At 70.0% G+C, this 15078-nt stretch carries 12 protein-coding genes; 9 read left to right on the forward strand and 3 right to left on the reverse strand.

Going from position 1 to position 15078, the window contains the following annotated elements; all coding sequences use genetic code 11:
- The first annotated feature begins 106 nt into the window (after positions 1–106).
- Positions 107–1195, forward strand: coding sequence for a hypothetical protein (locus tag AB0F17_RS59270; RefSeq protein ID WP_358044042.1), 1089 nt, complete (start codon positions 107–109; stop codon positions 1193–1195).
- A gap of 136 nt (positions 1196–1331) precedes the next feature.
- Here the strand turns inward: AB0F17_RS59270 and AB0F17_RS59275 are convergent, their stop codons facing one another.
- Together AB0F17_RS59275 and AB0F17_RS59280 are read right to left on the reverse strand one after the other, a co-directional pair.
- Positions 1332–1748, reverse strand: a complete 417-nt coding sequence (locus AB0F17_RS59275; RefSeq protein WP_358044045.1) for an ATP-binding protein — start codon at positions 1746–1748, stop codon at positions 1332–1334.
- A gap of 46 nt (positions 1749–1794) precedes the next feature.
- Positions 1795–2106, reverse strand: coding sequence for an STAS domain-containing protein (locus tag AB0F17_RS59280; protein ID WP_358044048.1), 312 nt, complete (start codon positions 2104–2106; stop codon positions 1795–1797).
- Positions 2107–2455: 349 nt separating this feature from the next.
- Between AB0F17_RS59280 and AB0F17_RS59285 the strand changes: the two genes are divergently transcribed.
- The 6 genes from AB0F17_RS59285 (at position 2456) to AB0F17_RS59310 (ending at position 11194) form a co-directional block, all read left to right on the forward strand.
- The gene (locus AB0F17_RS59285) at positions 2456–3505 is read left to right on the forward strand and encodes a LacI family DNA-binding transcriptional regulator (protein ID WP_358044051.1); all 1050 of its coding nucleotides are present in this window, start codon (positions 2456–2458) and stop codon (positions 3503–3505) included.
- Between the two features lie 111 nt (positions 3506–3616).
- Positions 3617–5773, forward strand: coding sequence for a CBM35 domain-containing protein (locus AB0F17_RS59290; protein WP_358044054.1), 2157 nt, complete (start codon positions 3617–3619; stop codon positions 5771–5773).
- A gap of 223 nt (positions 5774–5996) precedes the next feature.
- Complete coding sequence (locus AB0F17_RS59295) at positions 5997–8090, forward strand: glycoside hydrolase family 36 protein (RefSeq protein ID WP_358044057.1); 2094 nt, start codon at positions 5997–5999, stop codon at positions 8088–8090.
- A gap of 29 nt (positions 8091–8119) precedes the next feature.
- A complete protein-coding gene (locus AB0F17_RS59300; RefSeq protein WP_358044059.1) occupies positions 8120–9442 on the forward strand; it encodes an extracellular solute-binding protein in 1323 nt (440 codons plus the stop codon).
- A gap of 4 nt (positions 9443–9446) precedes the next feature.
- Entirely contained in the window at positions 9447–10325 is an 879-nt protein-coding gene (locus AB0F17_RS59305) for a sugar ABC transporter permease (RefSeq protein ID WP_358044062.1), read from the forward strand.
- Positions 10322–11194 carry a carbohydrate ABC transporter permease gene (locus AB0F17_RS59310; RefSeq protein WP_358044065.1) on the forward strand — a complete coding sequence of 291 codons (873 nt, stop codon included), beginning with the start codon at positions 10322–10324 and terminating at the stop codon, positions 11192–11194. Before AB0F17_RS59305 ends, AB0F17_RS59310 begins: the two co-directional genes overlap by 4 nt.
- A 448-nt stretch (positions 11195–11642) precedes the next feature.
- Here the strand turns inward: AB0F17_RS59310 and AB0F17_RS59315 are convergent, their stop codons facing one another.
- Complete coding sequence (locus AB0F17_RS59315; protein ID WP_358044068.1) at positions 11643–12551, reverse strand: SDR family oxidoreductase; 909 nt, start codon at positions 12549–12551, stop codon at positions 11643–11645.
- Positions 12552–12569: 18 nt separating this feature from the next.
- On the opposite strand from AB0F17_RS59315, the gene AB0F17_RS59320 reads away from it, so the two are divergent.
- Entirely contained in the window at positions 12570–13523 is a 954-nt protein-coding gene (locus AB0F17_RS59320) for an AraC family transcriptional regulator (protein WP_358044071.1), read from the forward strand.
- Between the two features lie 192 nt (positions 13524–13715).
- A complete protein-coding gene (locus tag AB0F17_RS59325) occupies positions 13716–15056 on the forward strand; it encodes an MFS transporter (RefSeq protein WP_358044074.1) in 1341 nt (446 codons plus the stop codon).
- Positions 15057–15078: the final 22 nt, after the last annotated feature.

Here is a 15078-nt window from a genome sequence, read left to right on the forward strand (position 1 = left end):
GCTTATATGGGTTATCTGATCGCTAGTCCTGTCGCGGGATTGCGTATCCTCAATGCAGGCTATTCGCGAAGGAGGAGCCATGGTTCGTGCCAGGCCCCAGGTAATCGTGGTAGCGCTGCGCGGGGTCGTTGACGACCGTGTAGCGAAGGAGGCTGCGCGGTTGCTGGGCGCGCGCCTGGAGCAGAGTGAGCGCTGGCTGGTCTTCGACCTGACCGGCGCCGAACGGATTACTCCGGGCGGCTGGCGGTTCATACTGCGCGCGTGGCTCGACGCGCGTGCCGCGGGCGGAGGCGCGACCCTGGCGGGCGATGCGAAGATTTCGCGAGATGTGACTCGCCAGATCGGGCTGCCGACCTCACCCGACGTGGATCACGCCCTGGCGGCACTGAATCCGGAGCGCCGGATATCGGAGCTCGGGCCGGCACCGGACGAGGTGCGGCCTCGGCTGGGAGCTCAGCCTGTCGACGGGTATGAAAGGGCCTTCCTCGCCTTCTTCGGCTACCGGCCGTCATCCGATCCGTTGAAGGACGCGTTCTCCCGGGCGTTGGTCATGCAGGCGCTCGCCGACGCCAGGCGGGATGCGGTGGAGCCGGATCCGGCCGTGGAGATGATGCCGGCCGGGCCGGACGACGAAGTGCTGGACGCACTGCGCGAGTCGCTGCTGCCCAGGGGCACGCAGGAGGGCTTCGCCTATCTGGGAGACGCGGAGAGTGCGCCGGCGGTGGAGAAGGCGCTGCGGCAGTTCGGCGAGGCGTTCGGATGGGAGGTGACGCCGCGTTCCGAGCCGCTGGAGGGCTCATGGTTCCGCCGGTTTCGCCTGAAGGCCACGGACCTGGCGATGTCCTCGGACGCCAAGGAGATCGCCGAAGAGCTGCGCCGGGCGGCCGAACTTCGAGCGCTGCACAGCGTACAGGCCGAGAACGACAGCAAGCAGGCACAGGCCGCGGCGACGCTGATCCAGGCACTCGACGGCACCGAGCAGGCGGTAGTACTGGTCGGGTCAGTCCTGGTCATCAAGGACGCGGGCCGCTTGGCGGTGCGTACGCTGACTCAGCGTCAGCTCATTTACCTGGAGCGCAGCGCCGACATGACGCAGCCGAGCAACGTGCTCGAGGCGCTGGAGCGGTGCGGTGCCGCTGACGATCCGCCGCCGACGCGGGTGCGCTCCCTGCCGCCAGGCGAAGATGATGACTGATGTGGACAGCGCCACGTTCCGACATGACGACACCCTGCGGTAAGGAACGTCTATTCCAAGCCCGGCGGACCCCGGGGGCGTATCCCCACGTCCTTGTCCCGATCGCTCATGGGCGGCAATCACTAAAGGATCTTGCTCAGGGGTGGTCCGGCTGCGGCGCGGCGGTCTCCAGGGTGACGGTGGTGCCGTTGGCGTCGCTCTCGATGGTCAGGTGGTTGACCCATTGCCGGGCCAGCCACAGCCCCCGGCCGCTGCTGCTGCCGGGTGGCACGGGACGGTGGCCGTGCTCGTACGGCCGCGGCAGGCCGGGTCCGCTGTCGGTGACCCGGCAGTGGAGCCGGCCGCCGGCCTGCCACAGGCTCAGCCGCCCGCCCCCGCCGCCGTAGCGCACGGCGTTGGTGGTGATCTCGTTGACCGCGACCACGAACCGGTACAGGTCCTGCCCGGTGAGACGGCGCCGCTCGGCATACCGCTCCACCAGTCGCCGCACCGTGACGAGCGTGTCGAAGTCGAAGTCGTACTGGAGTTCAAGGGCTTCGTCGGGCTCACTCATCGGCGCCTCGCCCCCGAGTGGACACCATGGTGGTATTCAGCCGCCCTCAGCCCAGGCCGAACGCGGTGAGCAGCCCCGTTATGCGCAGTTGGTCGAACACCCGGGGAGTGGGATGCCCCACGCTGAAGGCCGCCTCGACCTCGGCGGACGCCTTCATCGCGTCCACGAGCACGCCGATCCCGGAGGAGTCGAGGAAGGCCACCTCGCCCATCTCGATCCGCACCACGGAAGGACGCTTGTCGATCACGGCGGAGGCTACGGTCTTCCGAACCCAGGCCGCGTTGGTGAAGTCGATGTCCCCGCGCAGCACCACCTCCAGCAGGCCGTCGGTTACGGTGCCGACCGACACCACGTCCATGCGCATTCCTTCCTCTGCCGAGCACGGCGGGCTCACCCCGTGACGCACTCCGGCCCGCCGGTCGGGTATGGCCGGCTACTCGCACGAACCATTGTCCCGGTATATACGGGTATCTATCACCGGCTCGCCCACCACGCCACCCACCCGACCGTTCTCAGCGGCCTGTTCACGCGCCTGAGCCGGGCAGCACGGCGGTCCGTCCGGCCGCCGATTCATGCGCGGTGGAACCGGGCGGCGGCCTGTCCGGCTGCCGGTTCGCGGGTGGTCGGGCCGTGGGTCCGTCTGGCAGACGATCCGCAGGCGGTCGAGTCCGGCGGAGTCGTGGTTCGGGGCGGCTTACCATGTGATCGTGAGTTTCAGCCCCCGGCGTGAGCCGCGCTCCGGCGCCCGCAGAGGGGCCGTGCCCAGCATCCGCGACGTCGCGGCCGCGGCGGGCGTCTCGTACCAGACTGTTTCGCGCGTGCTCAACGACTCGCCCCGAGTGCGCCCCGACACCAGGGCCGCGGTGCTCGCGGCCATCGAGACGCTGGGCTTCCGCCCCAACCGGGCCGCGCGGGCGCTCGGTCTCGGGCGTGCTCCCGGTATCACCGTCGTGACCGCCAACACGATGCTGTACGGCTACGCGTCCACGCTGCAGGGCATCGAGGAGGCCGCACGGACCGAGGGCCTGGCCGTGGGGGTCAGGGTCGTGGAGTCGGATTCGCCCGCCGAGGTCAAGCAGACCGTCGACTACGTGAGCGACCCGAGCGCGGGCGGCCTGATCATCATCGCGTTCGACCCGGCGGGCACCGCGGTGCTGGCGGCGCTGCCGCCGGACATACCGGCGATCGCCGCGACCGAGCCGGTGGCGCCCGACACGGGCCGGGTCGCGATCGCGCTGGACGAGCGGGGAGCCGCCGCCGACGCCACCGAGCACCTGCTGGCGCTGGGCCACCGGACCGTGCACCACGTGGCGATCCCGTCCGAGGGGCGCTCCAGCGGCAGGCAGGCCGGCTGGTGCGACGCGCTGTCGCGGGCGGGCGCCGAGATCCCCGAGGTGATCGGCTCCGGCTGGGACATCCGCGCCGCCTACCTGGCCGGGCAGCGCCTGGCCGGCGACCCGGAGGTCACGGCGGTGCTGTGCGGCAACGACGACATCGCCCAGGGGGTGCGCCGCGCCCTCTATGACGCGGGCAGGGACGTGCCCGGTGACGTGAGCATCGTCGGGTTCGACGACATCCCGGGCTCGGCGTTCTGGATCCCCGCGCTGACCACCGTCCGGATGGACTTCGTCGGGCTGGGCCGGGCCTGCTTCCTGGCGGCGGTGGCCGAGCTGACCGGGCAGCCGCAACCGGACACCGAACTGACCCCACCCCGCCTCATCGTGCGCGAATCAACCGCCCCTCCGCGCCACGCCTGAAATCGGCACGTAACAATCCGGCAAAGGACCCTTCCGCTCTTGGCATGTGACCGCTCACACTCCATGTGACCGGTCACATGACCGCCCCTCTCCCGGCAGGAGGTACTCACGTTGACATCGCTCCGGCTCCTGGGTGTCACGACCATCGTCTCGACGCTGCTGTGCACCGCCGCCGTTCCCGCGCAGGCCGCGTCCCCTGCTCTCATTGTCGACCTCGCCTCGGACACCGGCCCGCTGAAGTACGGCGCGACCGGCTTCCTGTACGGCCTGGGCAACGACGGGATCCCCACCGACACCATGCTGGCGGCCCTAAAGCCCCAGGTCACCGCGCAGAAGGCGCCCGACGGCCTCCAGCACCCCAACGGCGACGCGCTCCAGATCGCGCCCATGTTCAAGCGCGCCGGCGGCCGTGACATTCAGGTCTACATGCAGGACATCTACCGCGAATGGCCGTACGAGAACCTCGGCATCGACGACTATCTGGCCAAGGTCGACACGATGACCCGCAAGATCGTCGCGGACCCCAACCGGACCTCGTACGTGTACGTGCCCTTCAACGAGCCCGACCAGATCTGGTACCAGGGCAACCTCAACGGCCTGCTCGACGCCTGGAAGCGCGTCCACCAGAAGATCCGCTCGATCGACCCCGCCGCGCGGATCGCGGGCCCGAACTTCGCCTCCTACCGCGCGGCCGACTACCGCACGTTCTTCACCTACGCCAAGGCCAACAACGTGCTGCCCGACGTCACCACCTGGCACGAGCTCGGCGACGACTTCTTTACCGGCTGGTACGACCACCACGCCGACTACCGGGCCATCGAGACGAGCCTCGGCATCAGCCCCCGGCCCATCTCGATCAACGAGTACGCCCGCTTCTCCGGCGACCTCGGCGTGCCCGGCAACCTGGTCCAGTACGTGACCCGGTTCGAGAACAGCAAGGTGGACGCCTGCCTGGCCTACTGGACCACGGCCGGAGCACTCAACGACCTGGTCACCAGGAACAGCCAGGCGACCGGCGGCTGGTGGCTCTACAAGTGGTACGGCGAGTTGACCGGCCACACGGTCACCGTCACCCCGCCCACCAAGAACGGCTCCCTCCAAGGGCTGGCCGCCCTGGACCCGGCCAGGAAGCAGGCCCGGGTGATCTTCGGCGGCTCCCTCAACGTGACCGACACCTACTCCACCGACGTCGTGGTCAAGGGCATGGGCTCGGCCTCTTACCTCGGCAACTCGGTCCACGTGACGGTGTGGGGGGTGAACAGCTCCGGCCTCAACGCCTCTCCGAGCCCGGCCCTGATCCACGAGGGCGACTACACCGTCTCGGGCGGCCAGATCACCGTCCCGCTGACCGGCCTGAACGGCGCCGCCGCGTACCAGCTCATCGTCACCCCGAACACCGACCTGACACCCGCCGGCCCGGCCACCCGCTACCAGGCCGAGTACGCGGCGCTCGGCGGGACCGCCCGCGTCACCTACGGCCCCAACACCGGCTACTCCGGCACCTCCTTCTCCGAGGGCTACGGCGGCAGCAACACCGCCGCGACCACGTTCGTGGTGACCGCGCCCGGCGACGGCTACTACAACCTGGGCCTGCGTTACTCGGCGGGCCCGTACACCGGCGCGCCGCAGAACCGGGCCGCCCGCCTGGTGCTCAACGGCACCGCGCTGACCGACCTCACCCTGCCGGGAACCGCCGACTGGAACACCTGGAACACGGTGACGACCAAGGTGTTCCTGCAGGCCGGCGTCAACCGGATCGGCGTGCACGCCTTCACCACCGACGACCGCGACGCCGTCAACCTCGACTACCTGGACGTGACGGCCACCACCGGCACCGTCACCGCCTACGAGGCCGAGAGCGGTGCGAACGTCCGGGGCGGCACGGCCGCGGTCGGCGCCAACAGCGCCGCGTCCGGCGGCTCGTACGTCGGCTACATCGGCAAGGGCGCCGCCAACATCTTACGGTTCACCGGCGTCAACGCCCCGGCCGCCGGGCGCTACCGCGTGGTGATCACGTACGCCAACGGGGAGCTGGGCGAGGGCGCGACCAACTACAACTCCAACATCGTGGACCGCTACGCCGACGTCAGCGTCAACGGCGGCGCGGCCACCCGGGTCTACTTCCGCAACACGCTGGGCTGGTCGAACTTCCGCACCACCGTGATGACCGCCGACCTCAGGGCCGGCGCCAACACGATCGAGTTCGGCAACGCCACCGCGTACGGCCCCGACGTCGACCGCATCCAGATCGCCGCAGCACTCGGCTGACACCCGCCCCGCCCGCGCCCAAAGCGACGCGGGCGGGCACCGCCCGAACCCCCCAAACCCGACCCCGACCCGCCGGACCTCCGGGTCTGGACCTCCTGGACCGGGCCGCCCCCCGCCAGATCCCCGTGACCGGATCTCCCGGCCCCCCTGAAGGTCCCCGCCGATCGCGGCGGACCGGTGTGCGCGCCCTGCGGACACCCGCACAACCGAAGGAGATTTCTTGATGCCTGTTGACGTGGTCAAGACCCTGCGCTGGGGACACGACGCCCTGGCAGCGGTGGTGGAGATCCACCCGGACCGGCCGGTGGCCCTGCAACGGCTGGGCCCGCCCGGCGAGGAGCCGCGCCGGTTGTCGCAGCCGCTGGTCGAGGTGCTGATCCCCGGCGAGGGCCGGGCCAAGGCGTCGCAGCGCCTGTCGGAGACGGCCGTCGGCTGCCGGTTGCGGTACACAGGCGCCGAGCAGGGCCGCGACGGCGACTGGCACACGCTGCGGATCGCGCTGCACGACGAGGTGTCGGGGCTGGCGGCCGAGCTGACGCTGCGCTCCTACGAAGGGGTCGCCGCCTGTCAGATCCAGGTACGGGTGACCAACCAGGGAACGGACCCGGTGCTGCTGCTCGCCGTGTCCTCCTTCGCCGCCGGGTTCCTCGGTCGCCCCGTGAGCGAGCTGGACGTTCTGTCCGCCGACAGCGAGTGGCTGGGCGAGAGCAGGTGGAGCAGGCGGCCGCTGCGCGACCACATCGCCGACCTCAACCTGGCCGCGCACGGCCAGCACGGGCGCGGCCGGTTCGCGCTGAGCAGCTCCGGCACCTGGTCCAGCGGGCGGCACGTGCCGATGGGCGGCCTGGCCGACCGGCGTACCGGCCAGACCTGGCTGTGGCAGATCGAGCACAACGGCGCCTGGGGATGGGAGACCGGCGAACGGCTGGACGGCGTGTACGTCGTGGCCACCGGCCCCACCGACGCCGACCACCAGTGGAGCCAGACCCTGGCGGCGGGGGAGTCCTTCACCACCGTGCCGGTCTCGGTCGCGGTCTCCGCCGACGGCCTGGAGGACGCCGTCGCCGCGCTCACCGCGCACCGGCGCGCGCTGCTGCGCCCGCACCCCGACAGGTCGGCGCTGCCGGTCGTCTTCAACGACTACATGAACACCCTGATGGGCGACCCGACGACGGCCAAGCTGCTGCCGCTGGTGGACGCCGCCGCCGCGGCCGGCGCCGAGATCTTCTGCATCGACGCCGGCTGGTACGACGACGACGGCGCCTGGTGGGACAGCGTCGGCGAGTGGGAGCCGTCCCGGACCCGCTTCCCTGGCGGCATCCAGGAGGTGCTCGGCCACATCAGGGAGCACGGCATGACACCGGGGCTGTGGCTGGAGCCCGAGGTGATCGGCGTACGCAGCCCGATGGCGGACAAACTGCCCCCGGAGGCGTTCCTCCAGCGCGGCGGCCAGCGCCTGACCGAGCACGGCCGCCATCACCTGGACCTGCGCCACCCCGCTGCCGTCGCGCACCTGGACCAGGTGGTGGACCGGCTGGTGGAGGAGCTCGGCGTCGGCTACTTCAAGCTCGACTACAACATCAACCCGGGCGTCGGCACCGACCTGGACGCCGACAGCGCGGGCGCCGGGCTGCTGGCCTGCAACCGGGCCCACCTCGCCTGGCTGGACGGCGTTCTGGACCGGCACCCCGGGCTCGTCCTGGAGAACTGCGCCTCGGGCGCGATGCGCATGGACTACGCGCTGCTGTCGCGGCTGAACCTGCAGTCGACCAGCGACCAGCAGGACTTCCTCCGCTACCCGCCGATAGCCGTGGCCGCGCCGCTGTCCATGCTGCCGGAACAGGCCGCGAGCTGGGCGTACCCGCAACCGGAGATGACGGACGAGGAGCTCGTCTTCACCATGTGCACCGGCGTGCTGGGGCGGCTCTACCTGTCCGGCAACCTGCACGCCATGAGCGCCGCCCAGCTCGACCTGGTGCGGGCGGGCGTGACCGCGCACCGTGACCTGCGCGCCGACCTGGTGCGCGCGGTCCCGTGCTGGCCGCTCGGCCTGCCCGGCTGGGACGACCACTGGCTCGCCCTCGGCCTGCGCGCCGGGGAGACCACCCATCTCGGGCTGTGGCGCCGCCCCGGCGCCGCCGAGACCGCGGTCCTGTCCCTGCCGCACCTGGCCGGGCGCGGCCTGCAGATCGAGACCGTCTACCCGGGGTATGCGGAAGGTTGGGGACATTCCTGGGACCCGCTGACCGCCGAGCTGTCCGTGACCAGCGCCATCACCGGCCCGACCGCCCGAATCCTCAAGCTTCGCTCCCTGTGAACCCCCTGATGAACCGAAGGAAGCACACCGTGAAACTCACCGCGATCACGGCCGCGGCCGCCACCGCGTTCCTGGCCCTCACTGCCTGCAGCGACCCGGCCTCCGGACCCGCCGCCACCCCGGCCGGGAGCGGGCAGCCCGCCGCCTGGGCCGCGCCCACCGGCAAGCTCGACGGCACCACGCTCACCATCTGGGCCGCGCAGAACAGCAACACCGTGCCCAAGCAGGTCATCGACGGGTTCACGAAGGCCACCGGCGCCAAGGTCGACGTCGTCACCATCCCGGACCCGTACGAGCAGGGCGTGCAGACCAAGGTGGCCACCGGCGACAAGCCCGACCTGGCCTTCTGGCAGCCGACCGCGTCCATGCTCACCGCGCTGAACGCCAGGAACAACCTGCAGCCGCTCGACGACGCCCCCTGGCTCGCCTCGATGACGCCCGAGCTGCGCGACATCACCGGCCTGCTGGACAAGACCCGCTACGCCGCCCTCATCACCAGCCCGGCCGTCGAGGGCGTCTACTACAACAAGGAGGTCTTCGCCGCCAACGGCGTCACCGCGCCGCCCAAGAACTTCGACGAGATGGTGGAGATCGCCCGCAAGCTCAAGGGCAAGGGCGTCACCCCGTTCTTCGAGATGGCCGGCGACAAGTGGGCCACCCAGTGGTGGGTGCAGGTGCAGCTCGCCGACGCCGCCCGTGACGGGCTGTGGGACCGGGTCAACACCGGCAAGGAGACCTTCGCCGACAAGACCATCCTGGACGCGATCAAGAAGTACAAGGCGCTGATCGGCGAGGGCCTGTTCAACTCCGACATCAAGACCGCGACCTTCGAGGACCAGGGCGCGGCGCTGCTGTCCGGGAAGGCGGCGATGGCCGTCCAGGTGAACTCGTTCTTCGGCCAGCTCCAGGCCAAGGCCGACACCGCGACGCTGGACAAGAAGATCGGCTTCTTCCCCATCTCGCCGTCGGGCAACGTCGGCACGTTCATCCCCGACCAGAGCAACGCGCTGGTGGCCTTCAGGACCGGCGACGCCAAGCGTGAGGCGGCGGCCCGCCAACTGCTGTCGTACTGGATGGGCCCCGGCTACCAGAGCTTCATCGCCGACCGGAAGACCGTCTCGCTGCGCGCCGACGTGCCGAGCCCGGCCGGAGTGCCGCAGGCGCTGCTCGACGTGCACAAGTCGCTCGGTGACTCGGTCGGGTCGATGCAGGCGCTCGCCGTGGCCAACCCCGACCTGTACCTCAACCTGGCCGACATGATCACCGGCAGCCTGACGCCCGAGCAGGTGGCCGCCGCGACCCAGAAGCAGTTCGCCCAGCTCGCGAAGGCTGCTGGAGTTTCCGGGTTCTGACCACATGACCGACACCAGTGCGCGCCGTACGCATCCGATGTGGTTCCTCGGCCCGGCCTTCGCGATCCTGTTCGTCTTCTTCTTCCTGCCGACCCTGTTCAACTTCATCTACGCCTTCACCGACTGGTCCAGCTTCAAGAGCGAGATCCGCCCGGTGGGGCTGGACAACTTCACCGACCTGCTGTCGGACGGCACGCTGTTCGCCGCGCTGCGCATCACGGTCGTGTACGCGGTCCTGGTGGCGCTGTTCCAGAACCTCTTCGGGTTCGGCCTGGCCGTGCTGCTGGAGCGCGACACCTGGCTGAACCGGGTCGCGCGGCTGTTCTTCCTCATCCCGGTGCTGATGTCGGCCCTGGCGGTCGGCTACGTCTTCCAGGCGCTGCTGAAACCCAACGGCAGCCTGAACGGCCTGCTCGGCGGCCTGCTCGGCCACCCGGTCAGCATCGCCTGGCTCGGCGACACCACCTGGACGCTGGTCGTGGCCTCGGTCATCCACGCCTGGAAGTGGATGGGGCTGTCCATGCTCATCTACCTGGCGGGGCTGAAAACCGTGCCGGAGGACATCACCGAGGCGGCCAGGATGGACGGCGCCTCGCCCTGGCAGGCGTTCTGGTCGATTCGCTTCCCGCTGCTCGCGCCCGCGGTGACCTTCAACGTCGCCACCGCGCTGCTCGGCTCGATGAACGGCTTCGACATCGTCCAGGCCACCACCGGGGGCGGGCCGGCCCGCAGCACCGAGATCCTCAACATCTTCATCTACCGCACCTTCGGCCAGGGCCTGTTCGCGCAGGCCACGACCATGAGCCTGGTGCTGTTCCTGCTGGTCGGGCTGCTGGCCTTCCCCGTCATCCGGACCCTGCGCAAGCGAGAGGAGATCCTGTGACCATCCCCGCGTACGGCGTCCGGGGCCGCCGGGTCCGGACGCCCCGGGCGACCGGCCTGGCGGCGCGGCTGCGGCCCTTCGCCGTCGTCGCGCTCGTCGTCACCGTCATGGGCGTGCCGCTTTGGCTGATCGTCTCGACGGCGGCCAAGTCGCAGGCCGAGGCGCTCTCACCGGACCTGTCGCTGCCGTCGCGCTGGCGGCTCTGGGAGAACCTCGCCCAGGTGTGGACCCAGGGCGACATCCCGGCCGCGTTCCTCGGCAGCGTGCTGATCGTGGTCCCGGCCGTCGCCCTGGTGCTGACGTTCGGCTCCATGGCGGCGTGGATCCTGGCCCGCCGGGCCAGCCGGCTCACCGCCGTCCTGTACGCGCTGGCCATCAGCGGCATCGTGCTGCCGCCCGCCGTGGTGACGATCGTGCTGCTGCTGCGCCAGCTCGGCCTGGCCGGGACCCTCACCGGCATGATCGGCGTGTACGTCGGCATCTACCTGTCGACCGTCGTCTTCTTCGTCACCGGCTTCGTGCGTACGGTGCCGCTGTCGATCGAGGAGGCCGCGCGCATGGACGGCGCGGGCCCGGTGCGGGTCTTCGTCTCGGTCATCCTGCCCATGTTGCGCCCGGTGCTGGCCACCGCCACGATCCTCATCTGCCTGTACGTGTGGAACGACGTCTTCTACGCGTTCTTCGTCATCGGCGGACGGATGGACACCTTGCCCCTGAACCTCTTCCAGGTGGCCAACGCCGGGCTCTACCTCAACAACTGGCACTTGATCTTCGCTTACATCATCCTGATGAGCCTGCCGCTGCTGGTCGTCTTCGCCGTGGCGCAGCGCAAAATCATCTCCGGGATCACCGGGGGAGCGGTGAAGTGACTCCTGACCGACTGCTCCCTCACGACGGCCGGAACGACAAAACGACATCTTCGCGGAGTAAAGCCCGGCTAGGGGGTGCCCGGCCTGAGTCTCGGCATGGGCTCAAGTGGTGAAAATCCAGGTCAGAAGCCCTCTCAGCGGGCAGGCTCGGGGCATTCGATGGGTTGTAGCCGTGGAGAGCGGGGTCAGTATCCATCCCCGCTGACACCAGAAATCCCACGGAGAACACTGTGTCTATCTTTCGCTATCTCGGCCTGACGCGCCCGCCGGTGCCCATGCCTCCGGATATCATCTCGGGCGGCAGCTCTGGTGCCGAACTCGCGCGCCGTCGTCGCCGTCACCGCCACTGAGTTCAACGCCCAACCCAAAAAGACGCTCGGCGGGGAGACCCTCGCCGAGCGTTTCGCTGCGCTTCCCGCCACGGCAAGCCGATAAGGGGGCTACGAGATCAGCCCTGCCACGCTCCGGCGGTGACCGCGTCCTTCACAAAACGGGCAAAGTCGCGAGGCGGGCGGCCGAGTGCGTGCTGTACTCCGTCGGACAGGTGCTCGTCCATACCGCGTCGGATGGGGACGAACGCGTCGGCATAGGCTTCGGCGTCGATCTTCGGCCAGCCCTCGGCTTCCAGATGGGTGATGAACTCCTCGACGGTCAACGGCACGTAGCGCACCGTGCGGCCGGTGGCCTCCGAGATCAACTCGAGGGCCTCGGCGATGGTCAGTGCGCGGGGCCCGGACAGCTCATAGGTCTGTCCCTCATGCCCGTCCTCGGTCATCGCCGCGACCGCCACCGCGGCGATGTCCTCGGCGTCGACGAAACTCACCGCACCGTCACCGGCCGGCAGCCGCACCTCACCGGCGAGCACCGCGTCGCGGAAGAAGCCCTCGCTGAAGTTCTGCGCGAACCAGCCAGGCCGCAGAATCGTCCACGCCAGGCCGCAGGACCGCACCGCGTCCTCGCCATCGATATGAGTCTTGCCCACCGCGTTGTCGTCGCCCGCGTAGCCGGGCACGTCCACTCCGCGTCCCGAAAGCAGCACGACGCGCTCGATGCCGAGGTCCCTCGCCCGCTGAACGAACGGTCGGGTCAGTAGTTCGCCGTCGTGCGGCACGATGAAGACGGTCTTCGATCCGTGCAGGGCGCCATCCCACGTGTCCTGGTCGGTCCAGTCGAAGCGAGGGGTGCCGGAGCGAGAACCCACGCGGACGGCCACGTTCCCGCGCAGAAGTCGAGACACGATCCGCGTGCCGACCTTGCCGGTACCGCCGGTGATCAGAATCGGTTGTTGCGTCATGGGTCTACTCAACCCTGATGTGGTGAGCGGGACGATGGCCATAACGCTCACTTCGATGTTCAAGCGTCTAACCTTGGGCTCGTGGACACACTGACGGACCTGCTGGACGGGGTGCGGGCACGCGCGGCCCTCGTCTATCGGTCGATCATGACCTCGCCGTGGTCGCTGCGTTTCGCCAGCGGAGCCCCGCTGACCCTCCTCACCATGCTGGACGGACAGGGCTGGATCATCCCGGCCGAAGGTGACGCGGTGGCGATCGGCCCCGGCGCCATCGCGATCGTCCGTGGGCCCGCCTCGTACACCGTCGCCGAAGACCCCGCCACTCCGCCGCAGCACGTGATCACCAGCGCCTACTACTGCGCGGCCACCGCGCGGACGATCGAGGATGGCGAACCTGCCATGGATCCGCGTACCTGCGGCGTCGCGGAAAGCGGCTCGGCCGTCCTGCTCAGCGGTGCCTACCAGGGCCGGTCCGGGATCAGCGACCGCCTGCTCGACGCCTTGCCGGACATCCTCGTCATCACCGACGACGAATGTTGTTTCCCCCTGCTCAGGTTGGTGGCGGCGGAGGTGGTACGGGACAGGCCGGGCCAGCAGGCGGTGCTCGACCGCCTGCTCGACCTGATGCTCGTCACCACGTTGCGCGCCTGGTTCGACCGCCCGCAGTGGCACGCCCCGGTCTGGTACCGCGTCAAGGACGACTCCGTCGTGGGCACGGCCCTTCGCCTCATGCACCGCGACCCGGCCCACCCATGGACAGTGGAGAGCCTCGCCACCAAGGTCGGCGTCTCCCGAGCCGCCCTGGCCCGCCGGTTCACCGCCGAGGTCGGCGAGCCCCCCATCACCTATCTGTCCCATTGGCGTATCGCCCTGGCGGCCGACCTCCTCCGCGGCACCGACGCCACCGTCGGCTCCATAGCGCACAAGGTCGGCTACTCCGGCACCTTCGCGCTCAGCGCCGCGTTCAAACGCCGGCTGGGTACCACCCCAAGCCAATACCGGGCCACCATCCTGCCGGACCAGCGCAGCAGTTGATCATCTCCGCACGTGCGGCTCTCCAGCCGAACCCGTACGCCGACACGCTGCTAGCGTGTGCTCGTGCCGAAGACAGACAAGGTGCGCCGTCGCTGAGAGCGACGGCGCACAACCCCAGTTCTCGCCGTCGCTCCTGACCCATGGCCAGGAGCGCCTTCGTGGCGCTCGGATTCCTTGTTCCGGAGCGCACCCATGTTCGCCTTGTCTTCTCGTCAACGTCGGCGGGTCCTTGTCGCTGACCTCATCTCCACCGCGGTGTTCCCCCTCGCCATCACCGGCGCGACAGCGGTCGTCCCCGATGTGACCACGCAGTTGCCCGGTGCGGGTGTTCTGGGTCCGTGGATCGTCCTGGCCTACAACGGGCTCTTCGCCGCGGCCCTGCTGCTGGCCGGGGCGACGGCGGATCGTAGCGCCCGCACCCGGTTCTTCGCCGTCGGCAACATCGTCGTCGCGGCCGCCGGGGTCTTGTCCGCCTTCGCTGCGGATCTGTCGTCGCTGGTGGCCCTTCGCGCGGTGGCCGGCGTCGGGGCGGCCATGTGCGCCGCCGGTGGATCGTCGATGGTCTTGGCCGTGTACCCGCCGCAGGAGCGGCGGCGGGTGTACGGCTACGCGGGCGCCGTGCTGGGCGGCAGCCTGGCGCTGGGACCGATCGTCGCCCAGGCCCTGATGGCCGTCGGAGGTTGGCCCCTGGTCTTCGTCGTGCCGGGGGCTGTCGCCGCCATCGCGGCCCTGGTCACGCTCGGGCTTCCGGGTCTGCGTAGCCCCGAGGTGTCCGATGACTTCGACCTTGCCGGCGCTGTCCTGTTCGGGGTGAGCATCGCCGCCGTGGTGACCGCCCTCGGGCTCGGCCTTGGGGCCGGCGTCCCGTGGTGGGGGCCGGGTGGACTCGTCCTGGTCGCGGCGGCCGGCGCCACCGGGCTCATCCGCGTGGAGCGGCGAGCAGCAGATCCCGCGATCCCCGTGGACTTGCTGCGGATCCCCGCCTACCGCGCCTACGCCGTGGCGACGGGTGCCCTCATGGGGATGCTCGTGGTGGGACTGACCGTGCTCCCGCAGCTCGGCGCCGTCCAGAACATGGGTCCAGGCCAGGCGGCGATCATGCTCAGCCTGCTGACCGTGCCATCAACGGTCCTTCCGCTCCTTGCCGCTCGGCTCGCGCGCCGACTGGCCCGGCACCTGGTGACGACCGCCCTGTTCGCCTGCGCCGTCACCGCCGTCATCCTCCAGGTGACCGACCATCCCGCCGCCCTTCTCGTCGCGGCCGGGGTCATCGGGCTGTGTCTTGGGCTGACCGAAGGCGTCCCGGACGGGCAGGCGCTCACCTACGTGCCCGCCCAGCGGGGAGGGGCGGGCGCCGCGCTGTTCAGCACGACGCGGATGAGCCTGGAAACTGTCACCCTGGCCGCTGCCACCGGGGTGATGGCGGCTCTCGGCCCCTCATCCGGAATGGCAGTCGCTGGAGCGGTGTGCCTCGCCGCGGCCCTCATCGTCCAGCAGGCCGTCCCCTCCCGCGGTGCACTCTCATGCCGCTGACCGTGCGGCAGGGCGCGGACGC

Origin of the sequence: Nonomuraea sp. NPDC026600 (assembly GCF_040638335.1) — a bacterium.
In the GTDB taxonomy this organism is placed as follows: domain Bacteria; phylum Actinomycetota; class Actinomycetes; order Streptosporangiales; family Streptosporangiaceae; genus Nonomuraea.